This is a genomic window from Pauljensenia sp. OF14-1SRA (genome assembly GCF_027694595.1).
GTDB classification, from domain to species: domain Bacteria; phylum Actinomycetota; class Actinomycetes; order Actinomycetales; family Actinomycetaceae; genus Pauljensenia; species Pauljensenia turicensis_B.
The window spans coordinates 17,078-37,267 of the sequence record NZ_JAQEVQ010000007.1; the positions used below are offsets into that span (position 1 = coordinate 17,078).

Sequence of the window (20,190 nt, forward strand, 5' to 3'; positions counted from 1 at the left end):
GGACAGGAGCAGATAAATGGGTCTTGAAGAAAGCCTGCCCGCTGGCGTTGCGCTGACAAGCATCGAGAAGGTTCTCGGCCTTGCACGCAAGTACAGCCAATGGCCGGTCACCATGGGTCTGGCATGTTGTGCTATTGAAATGATGGCAGCCGGCACACCTCGATTCGATATGTCCCGCTTCGGTCTGGAAGTTTTCCGCGCATCGCCGCGTCACTCGGACATGATGATCGTTTCAGGTCGTGTCAGCCACAAGATGGCTCCCGTTATTCGTCGTGTCTACGACTCTATGCCGGAACCCAAATGGGTTATTTCGATGGGTGCATGCGCATCATCGGGCGGCATGTTCAACAACTACGCCGTCGTTCAGGGATGCGATCACATCGTTCCCGTTGACGTCTACCTGCCTGGTTGCCCGCCCCGTCCCGAGGCCCTGATTCACGCGGTTCTGACCTTGCGTGAGCAGATTGGTAAGGAACCACTCGGCGTTCACCGTCAGGAAATTGCCCGCAAGGCTGAACAGGCAGCTCTCGCTGCAACGCCCACCCACCAGATGAAGGGACTCCTCGCATGAGTGACGAAATCGTCACCCCGGACGACTCCCAAGTCGTAGCCAAAGCCCCGCAGCGTGCGTTCGGTGCACCCGAACTGATGACGCGTCGCGAAGGCATGTTCCCCGATACGACCGGCTTTTCCGGCCTGGTGAAGGAATCTTTCCTTCCCGGCGAAACGCCGCGCCCCTACGGTGGCTGGTTCGACAACGCAGTCGACATTCTTGAAGAACTGATCGAAGCCGACGGTCTGAAGGTTGAAGAGGTCATCGAAAAGGTTGTTGTCGACCGCGGTGAACTGACGATCTTCATCGTCCGCGATCATATTGCTCGTGTTGCAAAGTACCTGCGTGATGATGCAGATCTTCGTTTCGAGCTCTGCCTTGGCACGAACGGTGTTCACTACCCGTCAGACGAAGGTCGCGAACTCCACGCGATCTACCCACTGATGTCGATCACCTACAACCGCAACATTCGTCTTGAGGTCACGTGCCCCGATGGTGACCCGCACATTCCCTCCATCGTTTCCGTCTACCCGGCAAACGACTGGCAAGAACGTGAAACGTGGGACCTCATCGGCATCATCTTCGACGGTCACCCGTCGCTGACTCGTACCGCACTGCCTGACGACTGGGTAGGACACCCCCAGCGCAAGGATTACCCGCTTGGTGGCGTCCCCGTTGAATACAAGGGCGCAACAGTTCCGCCTGCAGACACGCGGAGGTCATACAACTGATGAGCACACCACACTTCCACGCGGCGGCTTCTTCAGCTCCGCTGAATATGGATGAAGTTCCCGAGGTCATGACCCAGGGTGGTGACTGGAAGGACGTTCTGAACGAAATCGAAAAGATTTCCTCCGAGCGCATCGTCGTTAACCTTGGCCCGGTTCACCCGGCAACCCATGGTGTTTTGCGTCTGATTCTCGAACTCGACGGCGAAACCGTTCGCGAAACCCGCGTTGACACCGGTTACCTTCATACCGGCATTGAGAAGACGATGGAATACCGTACGTGGACGCAGGGCGTGACGCTCTGTACCCGTATGGACTACGTTGCCCCGATCTTCCAGGAAGCCGTCTACTGCCTCGGCGTTGAAAAGCTCCTGGGCATCACGGATGACATTCCGGAGCGCGCGAACCTGATTCGCATCATGATGATGGAGCTCTGCCGCATCGCCTCGCACCTCGTCGCTATCGGTTCGACCGGTAACGAAATGGGTGCAACGACGATCATGACGATCGCATTCCGCGGTCGTGAAGAGATCCTCCGCATCTTTGAACGCATCACCGGCCTGCGTATGAACAATGCGTACATCCGCCCCGGTGGTGTCGCACAGGACATTGGCGAAGGCACCGTTGACTACATCCGTGAGCTTCTTCCGAAGGCTCGTCGCGATATCGGCGAGCTCGAAGACCTGACGAAGCAGAACCCGATCTTCAAGAAGCGTCTGTGCGACGTGGCCGTCATGCCACTGTCCGCTCTGATGGCTCTTGGCACGACCGGCCCGGGCGTCCGCGCCGCTGGCTTGCCACTCGACCTTCGTAAGTCCCAGCCCTACTGTGGTTACGAACAGTTCGAGTTCGACATTCCGACGCGCGACAAGTCAGACGTCTACAACCGTGTCATGGTTCGTTTCGACGAGTGCTACGAGTCTCTGCGCATCATCTACCAGGTCCTCGATCGTCTTGAGAAGTGCGAAGGTGCTCCCGTGATGGTCGCGGATCCGGCGATTGCGTGGCCCGCACAGCTGTCGGTGGCAACCGACGGTCAGGGCAACTCGTTGCAGCACATCTCCGAGATCATGGGCTCCTCGATGGAATCCCTGATCCACCACTTCAAGCTTGTGACCGAAGGTTTCAAGGTCCCCGCTGGTCAGGTGTACCAGCAGGTTGAGCACGCAAAGGGCATCATCGGTGTTCACCTCGTTTCTGACGGTGGCACCCGCCCGTTCCGCGCCCACTTCCGTGACCCCTCGTTCGCAAACCTTCAAGCCATGGCAATGATGACCGAAGGTGGCCAGCTGGCCGACGTCGTCGTTGCACTTGCTGCCATCGACCCGGTGCTGGGAGGCGTTGACCGATGAGCTACACGCAGGAAGTTGAAGCCCGCCTGAGGGCTGAATCCGCAGAAATTATTGGCCGTTACCCGACAGGGCACGCACGTTCGGCTCTTCTTCCGATGCTGCACCTGGTGCAGTCCGAAGACGGCTACGTCAGCCCCGACGGTATCGCCCTGGTCGCCGACATTCTGGGCTTGTCGCGTCCAGAGGTCAGTGCCGTTGCAACGTTCTACACGCAGTACAAGCGTCACCCCAACGGTGACTACTTGGTTGGTGTGTGCACGAACGCGCTCTGCGCAGTTATGGGTGGCGACGCGATTTGGGATGCCGTTTCCGAGCACGTTGGTGTGGGAAGCGACGAAACCAACGAATCTGGTCGCATCACCCTTGAGCGCATCGAATGCAACGCGGCCTGCGATTATGCGCCGGTCGTCATGGTCAACTGGGAGTTCTTCGACAATCAGACGCCCGAATCGGCGCTTGCTCTGGTCGATGACCTCGAAGCTGGTCGTCCCGTCCACCCGACGCGTGGCGCTGCGGTTGTCCCGACCTTTAAGGAAGTTGAGCACACACTCGCAGGTTTCCTTGATGGCCATGAAAACGAAGGCCCGTCCGCCGGTGAGCCGTCCCTTCTGGGTCGCAAGCTCGCCGCGGAAAATGGCTGGACCGAGCCGGTTGCTGTTGCTGGCACCGAAAGTGAGCAGGGAGGCGAACAGGCATGACAGCATTTGCAGCTCCTGGGCCCCTCACACCGATCATTACGAACGGTTGGGGTGAAGACCAGTCGTGGACTCTCGCTTCGTACCTGAAGCGCGGTGGCTACGAGGGTCTGAAGAAGGCCAACACTCTTGAAGCGGGCGACATCGTCCAGATCGTGAAGGACTCCGGTCTTCGCGGTCGTGGTGGCGCAGGCTTCCCGACGGGCCTCAAGTGGTCTTTCCTTCCACCAGATGACGGCAAGCCTCGCTACCTCGTTGTCAACGCTGACGAGTCCGAGCCGGGTACGTGCAAGGACATCCCGACCATCATGGCGAACCCGCATGTTCTGGTTGAAGGCATCGCGATTACCAGTCGCGCCATCAACTGCAAGCATGCGTTCGTTTACCTGCGTGGCGAGGTCGTCCACGTATACCGTCGTCTGCTGAACGCAATTAAAGAGGCAACCGATGCCGGTCTGCTCGGCGATCTGAAGATCACCGCTCACGCGGGTGCTGGTGCCTACATCTGCGGTGAGGAAACAGCGCTCCTCGATTCGCTCGAGGGTCGTCGTGGCCACCCGCGTTTGAAGCCACCGTTCCCGGCAGTCGCAGGTCTGTACGCCCGCCCGACCGTTGTGAACAACGTTGAGTCGATTTCCCAGGTCGTTGGTGTCTTCCGCAATTCGCCGGAATGGTACGCATCGATGGGCACGGAAAAGTCGAAGGGCCACGGCATCTTCTCCGTTTCCGGCCACGTGAACAATCCGGGTCAGTTCGAGGCTCCGTTCGGTATCACGATGCGTGAACTGATCGAGATGGCCGGCGGTATCCGTGATGGTCACCAGCTGAAGTTCTGGACTCCCGGTGGCTCCTCCACGCCGATCTTCACCGAAGCTGAACTTGATACCCCGCTCGACTACGAGTCGGTCGGCGCTGCGGGTTCGATGCTCGGTACCCGCGCCCTGCAGGTTTTTGACGAGACCGTGTCGGTGGTTCGCGTGGTCACTCGCTGGATCGAGTTCTACCAGCACGAATCCTGCGGTAAGTGCACGCCCTGCCGTGAAGGTACGTACTGGCTCAAGCAGATCATGTACCGCCTTGAAAAGGGCCAGGGTCTTCCCGGAGACGTTGACCTGCTCGACGAGATCGCGCACAACATTGCCGGCCGTAGCTTCTGCGCCCTCGGCGATGCCGCCGCAACACCGGTCACGTCGGGTATTCAGCGATTCCGCGAAGAGTTCGAAGCCGGTCTGACTACTCCGGCCAATGAGCTCTTCCCCTACGAGGCATCCGCCATCTACGCCAGAGGAGGTGTCCGATGAGCGACGCTCCCAACATGGTTGATGTCGTCATTGATGATGTCACTGTCGCCGTCCCGCAGGGCACGCTTGTTATTCGTGCAGCAGAACAGGCCGGAATTCGTATTCCGCGCTTCTGCGACCATCCGCTTCTGGCACCGGTTGCTGCGTGCCGTCAGTGTTTGGTCGAGGTCGGTATGCCCGATCGCAACACTGGCGAGCTTCGTTTCATGCCGAAGCCTCAGCCGTCATGTGCACAGACCGTCACTCCCGGAATGGTCGTCAAGACTCAGTTCACATCCGAGGTTGCCAAGAAGGCACAGCATGGCGTGATGGAGTTCCTGCTGATCAACCACCCGCTGGACTGCCCGATCTGCGATAAGGGTGGCGAATGTCCCCTGCAGAACCAGGCAATGACCGATGGCCGTGGAAAGTCCCGTTTCGCCGATGCGAAACGCACCTACCGCAAGCCGTTGCGTCTGACCAGCCAGATCCTGCTCGACCGCGATCGTTGCATTCTCTGCCAGCGTTGCGTGCGCTTCGGTAAGGAAATCTCCGGCGATGTGTTCATCGACTTGCAGGGCCGCGGTGGTGGTACGGCTCCGACCGACGACCACTACTTCATGGCAGAACAGATCGGCGCGTTCGACACGACTGCTCTGGACTTCCACAACCCGAAGCCAAAGGACCTGGGTAACGCCGGAATCTCCGGTCCCTACGGTGATGCAGGCATCATTGGTTCGGCAAACTCCGGTGACCTGACCGAAGCTGATCTTGATCAGACCGGTCGCCAGTTCGCGTCCTACTTCTCGGGCAACATCATTCAGATTTGCCCGGTTGGTGCACTGACTGCTTCCTCGTACCGCTTCCGCGCCCGCCCGTTTGACCTCGTGTCGACCGCGTCGGTCGCCGAGCATGATGCTTCCGGTTCTGCGCTCCGCGTCGATATCCGTCGCGGTGAGGTTGTCCGTCGTATGGCCGGCAACGATCCGGAGGTCAACGAAGAGTGGATCACCGACAAGGATCGCTTCGCTTTCGAGTGGGACAAGCAGGATCGTCTGGCTACCCCGCTGGTTCGCGAAGACGGCACACTGGTTCCGACCTCGTGGTCGGATGCTCTTGACCGTGTCCGTAAGGGTCTCGAAGCTGCGGATCAGACGGGCTTCCTGCCCGGCGGTCGCCTGAGTTTCGAAGATGCCTGGGCATGGAGCAAGTTCGCTCGCACCGTCATCGGCTCCGATTCGATCGACGCTCGCGTTCGCACGATATCCGCTGAAGAGACCTCGTTCTTGGCTTCGAAGGTTGCTGGCACGGGTCTTGGCGTCACCTACACCGACCTTGAAAATGCGGGGCAAGTCCTGCTGGTCGGCCTCGAACCCGAAGATGAAGCGGGCGCGATCTTCCTGCGCCTGCGCAAGGGTGTTCGTAAGGGTGGCGTGAAGGTTGCGACGGTTGCTCCGTTCACCACGAACGGCAGTGCGAAGATGAACGCGACTCTGTTGCGTGCCGCTCCTGGCACCGAGCCTGAGGTTGTTGCTTCGATTGCTGAGGGCGAACAGAACGCAGAGCTCGCAGTCGCACTGAACGGTGGCATCATCTTGGTGGGTGAGCGCGCAGCTCGCACCCCGGGCCTGCTCTCCGCGGTTGTCGAATTGGCTGAGCGTGCGGGTGCTCGTCTGCAGTGGGTGCCTCGCCGTAACGGTGATCGCGCCGCAGTCGAAGCCGGCCTGCTACCGGGCGTGTTGCCCTTCGGTCGTCAGCTGGGCGACGAGGCCGCGCAGGCTTCACTTGGCTGGAAGTCCTATCCGAAGGCCGCGGGCTTGGATGCTGACGCTCAACTTGCAGGTGCCCTCGACGGTTCGGTTCAGGCACTGGTCGTCGGTGGCGTTGACTACCGTGACTTCGCTGATCCGGCTCTTGCACTTCGCGCTTTTGAAACAGTTCCGTTCCTCGTGAGCCTCGAGGTTCGTTCCTCTGAGATCACCGAGCTGGCCGACGTTGTTCTTCCGGTTGCTCCACAGTTGGAAAAGAATGGCACGTCGATCAACTGGGAAGGTCGCCTGCGTCCCTACGGTCAGGCTGTTTCCGCTCGTTCGCTGACCGACCGCGATGTTCTGGTCAAACTGGCCGAGGAATTTGGCGAGGATCTTGGCATTCTGACGCTGACCGACCTCTACGACGAGGTCAACGCCATCAGCACCTGGGACGGCGCTCGCGCCGAGTTCATGCCGGTTGCTCCGCAGGCTCCTCAGGCAGTCGGTGCTGGTCAGGCAGTTCTCGCAACGCACAAGCCGATGCTTGATGCTGGCCGTCTGCAGGATGGTGCGCCGTGGCTCGCGGGTTCTGCTCGTCGCGTGATCGCATTCGCTTCGCAGGCAACGCTGACAGGTGCCGGCGTGAATGCCGGTGAAGCCTTGACGCTTTCCACCGAACGTGGTTCCATCACACTGCCCGCGCAGATCGCGGACCTTCCCGACAACGTCGTGTGGGTTCCCGAATGCTCGCAGGGTTCTTCAGTCCATCAGTCGCTGGGTGACGCCGGTTGCCTCGTGGCTCTCAGCGCCACTGAGGAGGTGGCTCGATGAATCCCTTGCTCAGTGCGGTGCCTCATTACACCGCAGCAGATTTCTCGCAGGAAACATGGTGGCTGACGCTCATCAAGGCCGTCTTCATCATCGTTTACTTGATCCTGAACGTTCTTCTTGCCCTCTGGGTTGAGCGTCGTGGCCTTGGTCGCATGCAGACCCGTCCGGGCCCGAACGTGGCCGGCCCGCTCGGTTTGCTCCAGGCAATCGCCGATGCAGGCAAGCTTCTGTTCAAGGAAGACATGTGGACCCGCGGAGCCGATAAGTTCTTGTACTTCATCGCTCCGGCCATCGCAGCATTCAGTGCGTTCAGCGTCTTTGCCGTGATTCCGATGGGGCCGAACGTCAACCTGTTCGGCCACTCCAGCCCGCTTCAGCTGGCCGATATGCCGGTCGCAACGCTCTACATCCTGGCAATCACCTCGCTTGGCCTGTACGGCGTTGTCCTCGGCGGTTGGTCAACCCGTTCGACGCTTCCGCTCTACGGTGCAGTTCGTTCGTCCGCCCAGGTGATTTCATACGAACTCGCCATGGGTATGGCGCTTGTTTCCGTGTTCCTCATGTCGGGCACGATGTCGACCTCGCAGATCGTTGCTTCCCAAGGCCAGGTCTGGTGGGCATTCGCGCTGATCCCAGCGTTCGTTGTCTACTGCATCTCGGCTACCGGTGAAGTCAACCGTCTGCCCTTCGACCTCCCCGAAGCTGAAGGCGAACTCGTCGCCGGTCACATGACCGAATACTCGTCCATGAAGTTCGGCTGGTACTACCTGTCCGAATACGTGAACATGCTCAACGTTTCCGCGGTTGCCACCACGATGTTCTTCGGTGGTTGGCACGCGCCGTGGCCACTGTCGCACGTACCGGTCATCAACGACGGCTGGTTCGGTATGCTCTGGTTCTTCCTCAAGATGTGGTTCTTCATGTTCCTCCTCATCTGGACCCGTGCAACGCTGCTCCGCTTCCGTTACGACCAGTTCATGAGCTTCGGCTGGAAGTGGCTGATGCCGATCGCTCTGGTCTGGCTGGTTGCCGTCGCCGTCGTTCGTGGCATCACCGAATGGGTTGAGGTTTCCCTGCCAGTCCTTGGCGTATCAATCGTCATCCTCTTCGCAATCATCATGCTGATTATGTGGATCACGGATAAGGGCGAGCCTGAACCGGCCCTCAAGCCTGCCGATATGGAATACACCGGCTTCGCTGACGGTTTCCCGGTCCCGCCACTTCCCGGTCAGAGTCCGGTTGAGTCCCCGCGCGCCGGCCGAGCACCGGTCGTGACGACTGCCTCGAAGGAGGACACCGATGAGTAAGAAGAACGATTCGAAGAACGAGGAAATGCGCTTCGAGCATGACCCGAAGGGGCCGATCGGCGAATTCTTTGCTCCGATCGCCGGCTATGGCGTCACCATCTCGTCTTTCTTCCGTCCGACCGTCACCGAGCAGTACCCGCGCGAACCCGCGCGCGTCATGCCTCGTTTCCACGGTCGTCACCAGCTGAACCGTTACGCAGACGGTTTGGAAAAGTGCATTGGCTGCGAACTTTGCGCGTGGGCATGCCCCGCTGACGCCATCCTCGTTGAAGCAGCCTCGAACACTCCCGAGGCGCAGTACAGCCCCGGCGAGCGTTTCGGCAACGTCTACCAGATCAACTACTTGCGTTGCATCTTCTGCGGTATGTGCATCGAAGCTTGCCCGACTCGTGCTCTGACGATGAGCAACGACTTCGAGCTCGCCACCTACACTCGCGCAGACGATATTTACGAAAAGCAGGATCTGCTTGTTCCTCTTTCCGATGGAATGCTCGCTCCGCCTCACCCGATGGTCGAGGGTCTGAACGATGGCGATTACTACCGCGGTGCGGTCAGTGGTGCCACCCAGTCCCAGATTGATTGGGTGAAGGAACACCGTCCTGAGGATCCGAGCCTTGCCAACGCACGCGTGGTGGCAAAGGAGGAAATCCGATGAATCTACTGGCTACATGGCCCGAGATGGCATCCACTGGCGAAGCCGTGCTGTTCGCATGCACCGCAATCGTCATGGTGGTGTGCGCACTGGGTGTCCTGTTCTTTAAAAAGGCCGCATACGCCGCTATCTCGATGGTCGGCGTCATGCTGGGTCTTGCAGTTCTCTACTTGACGCAACAGGTACCGTTCCTCGGTGTTGTTCAGATCGTCGTCTATACCGGCGCAATCATGATGCTCTTCCTGTTCGTCATCATGATGATCGGCCTCGGTGCCACCGATGACTACGCAACGCAGTCACGCGGTTCGATTATCGCAGCAGTCATCGCGGGTCTTGGCCTTGCAGTGATCATCGCTGCCACCCTCGGCCACACGAAGTTCACGGCTGACGCAAAGGGCCTCGTCCCCGCTGACCCGTACTCGAATGAACCGATCGAATCCCTCGCAACAACGCTCTTCTCGCAGCACTGGCTGACGATGGAGGTCGCGGGCGCACTGCTCATCACCGCCGCAATCGGCGCAATGCTACTCACGCATTCTGACAATCTCGGTCCGAAGATCTCGCAGGAAGAAACCGCAAAGGCCAAGATGCGCGCATTCGCCGAATCCGGCCGACGCATCGGTCAGCTTCCAGCACCTGGCGTCTACGCACACACCAACGCTGCTGACGTCCCGGCCATCTCCGGTGAAACCCTCGGCCCGATCGAAGAATCCGTCCCGCGCGTGATTCGTGTTCGTGGCTTGGAGCGTTCCATCGATCAGGTCGATCACGACGTCGCGCAGTCGCTTATGCTCGCCCGTACCGGCGATACCATCGACTCGCCGTTCGCACAGTTTGCATCGCAGACCGTCGAGCGTTCGGGCTCGTGGGGTATGCCTGGCCCGGCAGCGCCCACCGGCCTTGATCAGCCAGTCGGTCCCGCCGACGTGGCCGACGCCGAAGCACCCGCACAAAACAAGGAAGAGGAGGAGAAGTGAGTCTGGCTTGGTACCTCCTGCTTGCGGGAGTGCTCTTCTCAATCGGCGCTGTTACCGTTCTAGTTCGTCGCTCCGCCATCATTTCCCTGATGGGCGTTGAGCTCATGCTGAACTCCGCGAACCTGGTGTTCGTCACCTTCGCACGAATCTTCGGCGATGTGAACGGTGAAATTATGGCGTTCTTCGTCATGATCGTCGCAGCTGCCGAAGTCGTGGTCGGTCTGGCGATCATCGTGTCCATCTTCAAGTCACGGTCGACAACGAGCGTTGACGATATCAACTTGCTGAAGAACTGAGGGAGGAAAACAGAATGACAACATCCTTCGCTCTTCACGCGATGAACGACGGCCTTGCTGAGGTAATCGTTCCTGCCACCGGCGCAGCATCACTGGCATGGCTGATGATTGCAATTCCGCTGGCAAGCGCAGCGATCTTGCTGTTGCTGGGTCGTTCTTCCGACCGCTGGGGTCATCTGCTGGCCACCTGCGCCTCGTGGGTATCCTTTATCGTCGGTGCCGTCATCGTCGCCCAGGTCCTGGGCGCTGATGAGGGAGCACACCGCATGGCACACACACTGTTCACCTGGATCCCCGCTGGGGATTTCAGCGTGGACTTCGGCCTGCTGGTTGATCCGCTGTCGCTGACCTTCGTGATGCTGGTGACCTTCGTTGGTTCCCTCATTCACGTGTACGCAATCGCCTACATGGAACATGACAAGGATCGTCGCCGTTTCTTCGCCTACCTGAACCTGTTCATCGCAGCAATGCTGACCCTGGTTCTGGCTGACTCCTACGCCGTCCTCTTCGTCGGCTGGGAAGGCGTGGGCTTGGCCTCGTACCTGCTGATCGGTTTCTGGAACCACGTTCCGGCGAATGCTCGCGCTGCAAAGAAGGCGTTCGTCATGAACCGTGTCGGTGACATGGGCATGCTCGCCGCAATGATGGTCATGGTCGCAAACTTCTCGTCCGTCCGCTTCGAGGATGTGACCGAGGGTGTCGCTTCGATCCCAGTTGCTCAAGCAACCGCCATCGGCATCTTCCTACTGGTTGCTGCCTGTGGTAAATCCGCGCAGTTCCCGTTGCAGGCATGGCTTGGTGACGCAATGGCAGGCCCGACCCCGGTTTCCGCTCTTATTCACGCGGCAACCATGGTCACCGCTGGCGTCTACTTGGTCGTTCGTTCCGGTGCCGTCTACGTTGCAGCTCCCGCGGCAGCAACTGCAGTCGCCATTATCGGTGCAATCACGCTACTCTTCGGCGCGATCGTCGGTTCCGCAAAGGATGACATGAAGAAAGTCCTCGCGGCCTCGACCATGTCGCAGATCGGCTACATGATGCTGGGTGCGGGCCTCGGTCCGATCGGCTGGGCATTCGCAATCTTCCACCTGTTCACCCACGGCTTCTTCAAGGCACTTATGTTCCTCGGAGCCGGCTCAGTCATGCACGGCATGGCTGACCAAGTGAATATGCGTCGCTTCGGTGCTCTGCGTACCGTCATGAAGATTACGTGGGTCACGTTCATGATGGGCTGGCTGGCAATCCTCGGTGTTCCGCCGTTCTCCGGCTTCTGGTCGAAGGACAAGATCATTGAAGCAGCCTTCGGGGCGCACACCTTCGGTTCGATCGAAGCACCGTGGATCGGCTGGGTCTACGGCCTGGTTGCCCTGATCGGTGCCGGTATCACCGCGTTCTACATGTCGCGTCTGTTCTTCATGACCTTCCACGGCAAGGCACGTTGGACGACTGAAGCGGAAGGTTCGCCGGTTCACCCGCACGAGTCCAACGCTCTCATGACCGTCCCGATGATCATCCTTGCCATTGGCGCGATCTTCATCGGTGGCCTCATGTCGATTGGTGACTTCTTCACCAACTGGTTGTCTCCCGCAATCGGAGGCGTTCACCATGGCGAACCGGTCATGCCGGTGATGGCCATTCAGATCCTGACCCTCGTCCTCGTGATTGCCGGTGCCTTCCTGGCATGGCGCATGTACGGTGCCGGTGAGGTTCCGACTGGCGTTCCTGCCGGTAATGCTCTGACCGAGGCTGCACGTCGTGACCTCTACCAGGATGACGTGAATGCCACTCTGTTCGTCGCTCCCGCTGCGGGTCTTGCAAAGCTTGCAACCGGTGGTGACCGCAAGGCAATCGACGGCGCGGTTGGTCTGGTTACCAAAGGCTCGGCTGGTGTCGGTCGCCTGATCGCGATCACGCAGAACGGCTTCGTCCGTGCCTACGCGTCATACATCCTTGGGGGCGTTGTCGTTGCCCTCGCGATCGTCCTCGGCTTCAGGCTGTGAGGGAGTTAGACAATGGAAAACACAATGGTTGAATCCTCGTTCCCATGGCTTACCCTCCTGGTCGCTCTTCCCGCGCTGGGTGCGCTCCTGCTTGGAGTAACCCCCGCGTTGCGTAAGGGCGCAGGCAAGGGCTTTGCTCTGGTCGTCTCCCTCCTCGAACTCGGTGCTGCTATCGGCGCTGCCCTGAGCTTCGACTGGGGTTCGGCTTCTACGTATCAGCTCACCGAATCCGTCTCGTGGATTCCCCAGATGGGCGTTTCATGGGCCCTCGGCGTCAACGCCTTGTCCCTGGTTATGGTCCTTCTTGCTGTCATCCTGGTTCCGATCGTTTTGATCGCCGGTTGGAACGAAGATGAAAGCGAAGCGGATGCGGGCTCGTACGCGGCCCTCGTCCTCTTCCTCGAAGCGTTCATGGTCGTCATCTTCGCAGCGTTTGACCTGGTGGTCTTCTACATCGCCTTCGAAGCGATGCTGATCCCGCTGTTCCTGATGATCGGTCGTTACGGTGTCGGCCCGGTTGCCGAGCGTCATGCAGCAGCGATGAAGTTCCTGCTCTACTCGCTCGCCGGCGGTCTGGTCATGCTCGGTGGTCTGATCGCTCTTTGGGCATTCGCTCCAGAGCACTCCGACACCTTCTTCCGCCTCGACACCCTGTCCCAGGTTGCACCGACTCTGTCGGGCGCAGTCCAGATGGGCGCGTTCGTGTCCTTCATGGTCGCCTTCGCAATCAAGGCTCCGATGGTTCCGGTTCACACCTGGCTCCCCGATACTGCCGCCGTTGCCCGTCCGGGCACGTCGGTTCTGCTCGTTGGCGTGCTGGACAAGATCGGCACCTTCGGCATGATTACCCTCTGCCTGCGCCTCTTCCCGGAAGCTTCCTTCGAAGCGCGCTGGGTCCTCTGCGCACTGGCAGTCCTGTCGATTATCTGGGGCGGTCTTGCTGCTAACGGTCAGGACGACATCATGCGCCTCGTGTCCTACACGTCCGTGTCGCACTTCGGCTTCATGGTTTTGGGTATCTTCATCGGCTCGTCGGTCGCCATGGTTGGCGCTATGTTCTACATGGTTGCTCACGGTGTTTCGATTGCAGCGATGTTTATCCTCTCCGGTTGGCTGTCGCGTCGCGGTGGCACCCAGGACATGAACGCATACTCGGGTATGCAGCGCGTGACCCCGGTTCTTGCCGGCCTCTGGCTGGTTTCGGGTCTTGCATCGATCGCACTGCCCGGTCTGTCAGGCTTCGTTCCTGAATACCTCGTCCTCATGGGTACGTGGCAGGTAAATATCGTGCTGGCGGTCTTCGCGCTGCTCGGCGTGATTATCGCTGCCGTGTACGTCTTGATGCCTTACCAGCGTGTCTTCACCGGTGGCCCCGTCGCCGGCAAGGATGCACTGCCTGACTTGAACACTCGTGAAAAGTCAGTGATGGCCCCGCTGCTCATTGCAATGGTTGTTCTCGGTATCTGGTCTGCGCCACTTGTCGGTGCACTGACCCCGATCGGTGAAGATCTTGCTCTTGGCACTGCCGATACTGCCGCAACGGCAGTTCTTGAAGGGAGCTCGAATTGAATCTCTTGCAAGCAGCAAACTTTAGCGCTCCGCAGATCGCTTGGGTGACGCTCATTCCGATCATCGTCGTCTTCGGCGGTGCGGTCTTGGGCGTACTCATCGAAGCATTTGCTCCCCGCAAGACCCGTCGCACGCTGGTCATTGCCGTCGCTCTGCTGACGACTCTGGCCGCAGCCGCGGTGCTCGCGACGCGGTGGCTCCCGGTTCTTGACAAGCCCACCTCCATTGGTGAGTACATCGAGGACCCGCTGACAATCGGTTCCCAGTTCGTCCTGACTATCGTCGCGTTCTTCGCGATCCTGGTGATGGCCGATCGCACTGTTGTTGGTGACGGCGCTTTCGCTGGTCAGCCTTCGGATCGCCCCGGTTCGCAGGATGAAGAGCGTTCCGATACTCAGAACTACCAGCGTTCGGAAATGTTCCCGCTGACCCTGTTCAGCTTGGGTGGCATGATGCTGTTCCCGGCAGCTGATTCCTACATCATGCTGTTCGTGGCTCTTGAAGTCATGTCGCTTCCGCTCTACATTCTGGCCGCCACCGCGCGTCGTCGCCGTCAGCTCAGCCAGGAAGCAGGCATGAAGTACTTCATCCTGGGTGCATTCGCATCCGGCTTCCTGCTGATGGGTTCAGCGCTCCTCTACGGTTTCACCGGCTCCCTGAAGATCTCCGATGCCGCAGCAGTCGTCCCGACCGCGAACGGTCTTGACTGGCTGGCAGTTGTTGGCGTCTTCATGATTATGGTCGGCTTGCTGTTCAAGGTGGGTGCTGCTCCGTTCCATGCCTGGACGCCCGACGTGTACACCGGTGCTCCGACCCCGGTTACCGGCTTCATGGCGGCAGCCGTGAAGATGGCGGCCTTCGGCGCGATGTTGCGCTTCTACCAGACGATCGCAGCACTGCTTCAGTGGGACCTGGTTCCGGTTCTGATCGCAGTTGCCGTTCTGACCATGCTGGTTGGTACCTTCACCGGTATCGTTCAGACCGATGTGAAGCGTATGCTTGCCTTTTCGTCGATCGCACACGCCGGCTTTATCCTGATCGGTGTTTTCTCGCTGGCTCAGGGTTCTGCTGGCCACGTCCTCTACTACGTACTGGCATACGGGCTGGCAACGGTTGGTGCATTTGGTGTCATCACTCTGGTTCGTTCTGCGACTAGCGATGGTGAACCCGGTGGCGAGGCAACGGCTCTGGATCGCTGGGCAGGCCTGGGCAAGAAGAACCCGCTGATGGCGGGATCCATGCTTGTCTTCCTGCTCTCGTTCGCTGGCATTCCGTTGACGGCTGGTTTCGTTGGCAAGTTCGTCGTGTTCTCTGATGGCTTTGCCGGTGGCTTCGGCTGGCTTGTGGCGCTTGCTTTGGCGTGCTCCGCGGTGACGGCCTTCTACTACTTCCGTCTGGTTCGCCTGATGTTCTTCACCGAGCCGACTGAGAATTCAGTGGTTGTCCGTTCTGAAGGCATGACCTTCATCGCGGTTCTGAGCTTGGCACTTGCGACGATTGCGCTGGGCATCTTCCCCGGTCCCGTTTTGTCGATTCTGTCAAACATCGTCATACTTTTGCCGTGACCGTTTCTACGCCAGATCTACATGTTCCCGACCTCGAGTCCCGAATTCTTCCGGGGCTTGAGGTCGTCGAGCGTCGCCTGTACGAATCAGTGACGGGGGCGCGTGACCTCGTTAATGACCTCACCAGCCACCTTGCTCTTGCAGGTGGGAAGCGACTTCGCCCCCTCCTCGCGCTGGTGTGCGCGCAGCTGGGTGACCCGGAACGTGCGCTCAGTGACGAGGTCATTCGCGGTGCGACTGCCGTTGAAATGACGCATCTCGCGTCGCTCTACCATGATGACGTCATGGACTCAGCGCCGACCAGACGTGGCGTTCCGTCGGCTCAGCACGTGTGGGGCAACAATCGTGCGATCCTCGCTGGTGACGTGCTTTTTGCTCGGGCGTCGATGCTGATTACGACGCTTGGTCCCGAGATGGTTCGCTACCATGCGAAGACCTTCGAACGTCTCTGCATCGGTCAGCTGAATGAAACCTTCGGTCCGACTGAAGAGGACGACCGCGTCGACTTCTACTTGAAGGTCCTGTCGGATAAGACCGGCTCGCTGGTCGCGACGGCCGCGTACTTTGGTGCGTGTCTGTCGGGTGCTTCTGATGACATTGCTGCGATCGTCTCTGAGTTCGGCGAGCGCATTGGTGTCGCATTCCAGATCGCTGACGACGTTCTTGACCTTGCGTCCGATCAGTCTGGTAAGACACCGGGTACTGATCTGCGTGAGGGTGTAGACACCCTGCCGATTCTGCTCCTGCGTCGTCGTGTTGCTGAGGGCACGATCGATGAAGCGGGGAAGCAGATTCTGGCTGAACGTGACACTGATCTGTCATCGGATGAAGCTCTCGGTGCCTTGGTAGCGAAGATTCGTGTCCATGATTGCTTGGAGGAAACGCGTGCGCTGGCTCGTCAGTGGTCAGATAGTGCGATCGAGGTGCTCGACTCTCTGCCCGATGGTGAACCGAAGCAGGCACTCATCGCGTTTGCTCACTTGATGGTGGATCGCTTGGTCTGACTTCGACAGTCGTTTTCATCTGTGTGCTCCGCAGTTTTGGCTGTGGGGCACACAGTGTTTTACGGGGAGTCTCTTCTCTTTCACCCGAGCGTGTTTCGCACGTCAGAAGGACGGTGGGTGAGATATTGGCTGGGAGCGAGGGACGAGGCCATGCTCCCTGCCAAGAGTTCGTTCGGGCCTCGTGTGAGAACCCAACCGGAGCATCTAAGAAGGTGAAACTGTCCACCAAATGCGTGAAGCCGGTTACGAAATGGCAAGATTTGCGCAATCGACACTAGGATCAACACAGATAGATTTTCAACTTGTCCTGTTTGCGTAAATCAAAACGCGTGGGGCTTCGAAGGGAGAACGGGTTGACTGCGCTTAACGTTGCTGTCATTGGTGCTGGTCCTGCGGGTATCTATGCCTCCGATATTTTGTCGAAGTCTGGGCTGGACGTGAACATCGACCTTTTCGAGCGTCTGCCCGCTCCCTACGGTCTGGTTCGCTACGGTGTTGCCCCCGACCACCCGCGTATTAAGCAGATCATTGTTGCCTTGTACAAGATCCTGCAGCGCGGTGACATTCGACTGCTGGGCAACGTTGAAATCGGTCGCGACGTCACGATCGATGATCTGCGCGAACACTACGATGCGGTCATTATCGCGACGGGTGCCGACCGCGATGCTCCGCTGAATATTCCCGGCGTTGATCTGCCGGAGTCCTACGGTGCAGCCGATTTCGTGTCCTGGTACGACGGCAACCCGGATTACCCGCGTACCTGGCCGCTTGAGGCGAAGAAAATCGCGGTCGTGGGTGTTGGCAATGTTGCGCTGGACGTTGCGCGCGTTCTGGCGAAGCACGCCGAAGACATGATGGTCACCGAGGTTCCTGAAAACGTCGCAGAGGGGCTGAAGAACAATCCCGTCACCGACGTTCATGTTTTCGGTCGTCGAGGCCCCGCACAGGTGAAGTTCACCCCGTTGGAACTGCGCGAACTGGGCAAGGTGCCCGACGTTGACATCATCGTTTCTGAAGAAGATTTCGATTTCGATGAGGGCAGTGAGCAGGCTCTGCGCGAATCTAACCAGCAGCGCCAGGTTGTCAAGACTCTGACGAACTACGCGATGGCTGACGAGGATGAACACACGGCAAGCCGTCGCATCCACATTCACCTGTTCCAGTCGCCGGCCGAGATTGTTGCCGATGACCAGGGGCATGTGAAGGCGATTCGTACCGAGCGTACGGAGCTGACTGGCGATGGAAACGTGCGTGGCACGGGTGTCATTACGACGTGGCCGGTGCAGGCGGTTTATCGCGCTGTCGGCTACTACTCGTCGCCGATTCCTGGCCTGCCGTTCGATACTGCTCGTGGCGTTGTCCCGAACGTTGAGGGTCGAGTTGTTCCGACGCCGGAAGCGGGTGAGGACGAGGCTCTGACGGGCATTTACGCCACCGGTTGGATTAAGCGTGGTCCGGTTGGTCTGATTGGTTCGACGAAGTCTGATGCTCAGCAGACGATCTCCCACCTGGTGGAGGATGCGAATGCTGGACGTCTGCACGCGTCCTCGAACGCGGTGGGCCACGAAGCGATGGTGAACCTGCTGAACGAGCGTGGCGTTGAATTCACGACCTGGGAAGGCTGGGAACTGCTTGATGAATACGAGCGTGCACTCGGCTCCGAATACGGCGAGCTTCCCGAAGGTCGTGGCGTGCGCGAGCGCGTGAAGGTTGTTTCCCGTCGCGCGATGACAGATATTTCACGAGGTTCCGATTCGAAACCCACCGACCTGATTGGTCAGATGGGAGAAATGGGTGTTCCTTCAGCTCCCGAGCGTTTCGATGACTACACCGGTCCGGGACGAAGCAAGTAACGCTCTCCTTGTGTGGGCGGGCAGTGCTCTTCTCAGCACTGCCCGCCCCTCATTTCAAGGGCAATGCTGATCCCCGGTAGGGCGCTCTCTGCTGATAAGAGGCAGGTCTCAGATGGTGTTCCGATTGTTTTCAGGACTTACCCAGATAGTCCTCATATTCTGTTTCTATGACGCAGCGTAGGTATCACAACGGCTTGAAGACGGCGTTCTTGCTGGGAGGCATGTGGGCGCTTCTACTGGTGATCGGTGGTGTGATTGCCGGTTCAACTGGCCGGTCAATCTGGATATGGATCTTTGCGGGTATTGGATTGGTTCAGACCGCAGTGTCCTACTGGAATTCGGCAACAATTGCACTGCGATCAATGAACGCTTATCAGGTGACGCGGGAAGAACGGCCTGACCTGTATCGAATTGTTGAAGAGCTGGCTGCGCGTGCAAATCAGCCGGTGCCTTCCATTTGGATCGCTCCGACTGTGACTCCGAATGCGTTCGCAACGGGGCGTGACCCGAACCATGCGGCCGTGTGTTGTACCGAAGGTATCCTTGAGATTTTGGGTGAGCGCGAGCTACGTGGTGTCCTGGGGCATGAATTGATGCACGTCTACAACCGTGACATCCTGACCTCGTCCGTTGCGGCGGGTATTGCTGGTCTGATCGGATCAGTCGCGCAATTCCTTCTGCTCTTCGGTGGTGGGGGCAGGCGTGATGGCGAAGGCGGGGGAGTGGGCATTATCGGTTCGATCCTCATCGCCCTTCTGGCGCCGTTTGTTGCGACCCTCATTCAGTTCTCCCTGTCGCGCACACGCGAGTTCGACGCGGACGAGGACGGATCGAAACTGACTGGAGATCCTCTGGCCTTAGCCTCCGCATTGCGCAAGCTGGAGCAGGTCACGGCACACCGCCCGATGGAACAAACTCCGGCCAACCAATCCGTTGCTGCCATGATGATTGCCAACCCCTTCGGTAAGGTGCGCAATCTGTTCTCAACGCATCCGTCAATGGATGAGCGTTGCGCGCGCCTCGAAAAAATGGCCGGCTACTGACCCTCTTCCTGTTTGCGCAACGGCTGGAACGAGGTCGCGTCTTTTCGCCCAACGTGCATCGCGCTTGGGTGAAAGTCATCACATGGACTGTATAAGGCGGGCGGGGTGGAAGCAGTCACTTCCACCCCGCCCGGCCTCGTGAATCGAAAAATCAGCGGTAGTTCACGAACTGCAACGCGACATCAATGTTCTCTCCGGCGGGGCCCTTCAGCAGTGCAATCACAGCCTGAAGGTCGTCACGAGACTTCGAAGAAACGCGAAGTTCGTCACCCTGAATCTGAGCTTTCACACCCTTCGGACCCTCATCACGGATGAGCTTCGCGATCTTCTTCGCAGCGTCCTGAGCAATACCTTCACGCAGGGGAGTGACCAACTTGTAGATCTTGCCCGACGGCTTCGGCTCGCGATCCTTGTAGTCCAGGCTCTTCAAAGAAATGCCACGACGAATCAGCTTTGTCTGCACAACATCAAGGATTGCAAGGACTCGATCGGCGGAATTCGCTTCCATTTCAATCGCGTCACCGCTCAACTTGATCGCCGCATTAACGTTACGGAAGTCATAACGTGTCGAAATTTCCTTCGCAGCTTGGTTGACTGCGTTATCAACTTCCTGACGATCTAACTTGGAAACAATATCGAACGAGGAATCTGCCATGGGCCTTCCCTTCCTTGTAAATGCGCGGTTCGCGGGCAGGTGAGTCCGGCCAGCGGTCCGCCGATTGGCGTTGAGGATA

The 20,190-nt window shown here is 59.0% G+C and carries 17 protein-coding genes; 16 read left to right on the forward strand and 1 reads right to left on the reverse strand.

All coding sequences use genetic code 11. The annotated features are described in order from the left end of the window. Nucleotides 1-16: 16 nt before the first annotated feature. From PG731_RS05110 to PG731_RS05185, 16 genes are all read left to right on the forward strand, one after another. Nucleotides 17-571 (forward strand): NADH-quinone oxidoreductase subunit B, encoded by a 555-nt coding sequence (locus tag PG731_RS05110; protein ID WP_006680799.1) that lies wholly within the window; start codon nucleotides 17-19, stop codon nucleotides 569-571. Further along, on the forward strand, nucleotides 568-1,284 hold the full coding sequence (locus tag PG731_RS05115; RefSeq protein ID WP_101628255.1) for an NADH-quinone oxidoreductase subunit C: 717 nt from the start codon (nucleotides 568-570) through the stop codon (nucleotides 1,282-1,284). Before PG731_RS05110 ends, PG731_RS05115 begins: the two co-directional genes overlap by 4 nt. After that, the gene (locus tag PG731_RS05120) at nucleotides 1,284-2,633 is read left to right on the forward strand and encodes an NADH-quinone oxidoreductase subunit D (protein WP_006680801.1); all 1,350 of its coding nucleotides are present in this window, start codon (nucleotides 1,284-1,286) and stop codon (nucleotides 2,631-2,633) included. Before PG731_RS05115 ends, PG731_RS05120 begins: the two co-directional genes overlap by 1 nt. Then, the gene (gene nuoE / locus PG731_RS05125) at nucleotides 2,630-3,331 is read left to right on the forward strand and encodes an NADH-quinone oxidoreductase subunit NuoE (protein WP_270772583.1); all 702 of its coding nucleotides are present in this window, start codon (nucleotides 2,630-2,632) and stop codon (nucleotides 3,329-3,331) included. Before PG731_RS05120 ends, nuoE begins: the two co-directional genes overlap by 4 nt. After that, entirely contained in the window at nucleotides 3,328-4,629 is a 1,302-nt protein-coding gene (gene nuoF / locus PG731_RS05130) for an NADH-quinone oxidoreductase subunit NuoF (protein ID WP_270772584.1), read from the forward strand. Before nuoE ends, nuoF begins: the two co-directional genes overlap by 4 nt. After that, nucleotides 4,626-7,190, forward strand: a complete 2,565-nt coding sequence (locus PG731_RS05135) for an NADH-quinone oxidoreductase subunit G (protein ID WP_270772585.1) — start codon at nucleotides 4,626-4,628, stop codon at nucleotides 7,188-7,190. Before nuoF ends, PG731_RS05135 begins: the two co-directional genes overlap by 4 nt. Further along, nucleotides 7,187-8,497, forward strand: a complete 1,311-nt coding sequence (gene nuoH, locus PG731_RS05140; RefSeq protein WP_101628250.1) for an NADH-quinone oxidoreductase subunit NuoH — start codon at nucleotides 7,187-7,189, stop codon at nucleotides 8,495-8,497. Before PG731_RS05135 ends, nuoH begins: the two co-directional genes overlap by 4 nt. Next, complete coding sequence (nuoI, locus tag PG731_RS05145) at nucleotides 8,490-9,152, forward strand: NADH-quinone oxidoreductase subunit NuoI (protein WP_101628249.1); 663 nt, start codon at nucleotides 8,490-8,492, stop codon at nucleotides 9,150-9,152. The genes nuoH and nuoI overlap by 8 nt, the downstream gene beginning before the upstream one ends. Further along, complete coding sequence (locus tag PG731_RS05150; protein WP_270772586.1) at nucleotides 9,149-10,126, forward strand: NADH-quinone oxidoreductase subunit J; 978 nt, start codon at nucleotides 9,149-9,151, stop codon at nucleotides 10,124-10,126. Before nuoI ends, PG731_RS05150 begins: the two co-directional genes overlap by 4 nt. After that, complete coding sequence (gene nuoK / locus PG731_RS05155) at nucleotides 10,123-10,422, forward strand: NADH-quinone oxidoreductase subunit NuoK (RefSeq protein ID WP_006680808.1); 300 nt, start codon at nucleotides 10,123-10,125, stop codon at nucleotides 10,420-10,422. The genes PG731_RS05150 and nuoK overlap by 4 nt, the downstream gene beginning before the upstream one ends. Nucleotides 10,423-10,436: 14 nt before the next feature. Then, nucleotides 10,437-12,422: an NADH-quinone oxidoreductase subunit L gene (gene nuoL / locus PG731_RS05160; protein ID WP_270772587.1), complete on the forward strand. Its 1,986-nt coding sequence runs from the start codon at nucleotides 10,437-10,439 to the stop codon at nucleotides 12,420-12,422. A gap of 24 nt (nucleotides 12,423-12,446) precedes the next feature. Further along, the gene (locus PG731_RS05165; RefSeq protein ID WP_270772644.1) at nucleotides 12,447-13,991 is read left to right on the forward strand and encodes a complex I subunit 4 family protein; all 1,545 of its coding nucleotides are present in this window, start codon (nucleotides 12,447-12,449) and stop codon (nucleotides 13,989-13,991) included. Continuing rightward, complete coding sequence (gene nuoN, locus PG731_RS05170) at nucleotides 13,988-15,556, forward strand: NADH-quinone oxidoreductase subunit NuoN (RefSeq protein WP_270772588.1); 1,569 nt, start codon at nucleotides 13,988-13,990, stop codon at nucleotides 15,554-15,556. Before PG731_RS05165 ends, nuoN begins: the two co-directional genes overlap by 4 nt. Next, nucleotides 15,553-16,560: a polyprenyl synthetase family protein gene (locus PG731_RS05175; protein ID WP_270772589.1), complete on the forward strand. Its 1,008-nt coding sequence runs from the start codon at nucleotides 15,553-15,555 to the stop codon at nucleotides 16,558-16,560. The genes nuoN and PG731_RS05175 overlap by 4 nt, the downstream gene beginning before the upstream one ends. A gap of 353 nt (nucleotides 16,561-16,913) precedes the next feature. After that, nucleotides 16,914-18,413, forward strand: coding sequence for an FAD-dependent oxidoreductase (locus tag PG731_RS05180; RefSeq protein WP_270772590.1), 1,500 nt, complete (start codon nucleotides 16,914-16,916; stop codon nucleotides 18,411-18,413). 167 nt (nucleotides 18,414-18,580) lie between these two features. Beyond that, nucleotides 18,581-19,456, forward strand: coding sequence for a M48 family metalloprotease (locus tag PG731_RS05185; RefSeq protein WP_270772591.1), 876 nt, complete (start codon nucleotides 18,581-18,583; stop codon nucleotides 19,454-19,456). 151 nt (nucleotides 19,457-19,607) lie between these two features. Here PG731_RS05185 and PG731_RS05190 read toward each other — a convergent pair whose 3' ends face one another. Further along, complete coding sequence (locus tag PG731_RS05190) at nucleotides 19,608-20,111, reverse strand: YajQ family cyclic di-GMP-binding protein (RefSeq protein ID WP_101628242.1); 504 nt, start codon at nucleotides 20,109-20,111, stop codon at nucleotides 19,608-19,610. Nucleotides 20,112-20,190 lie beyond the last annotated feature (79 nt).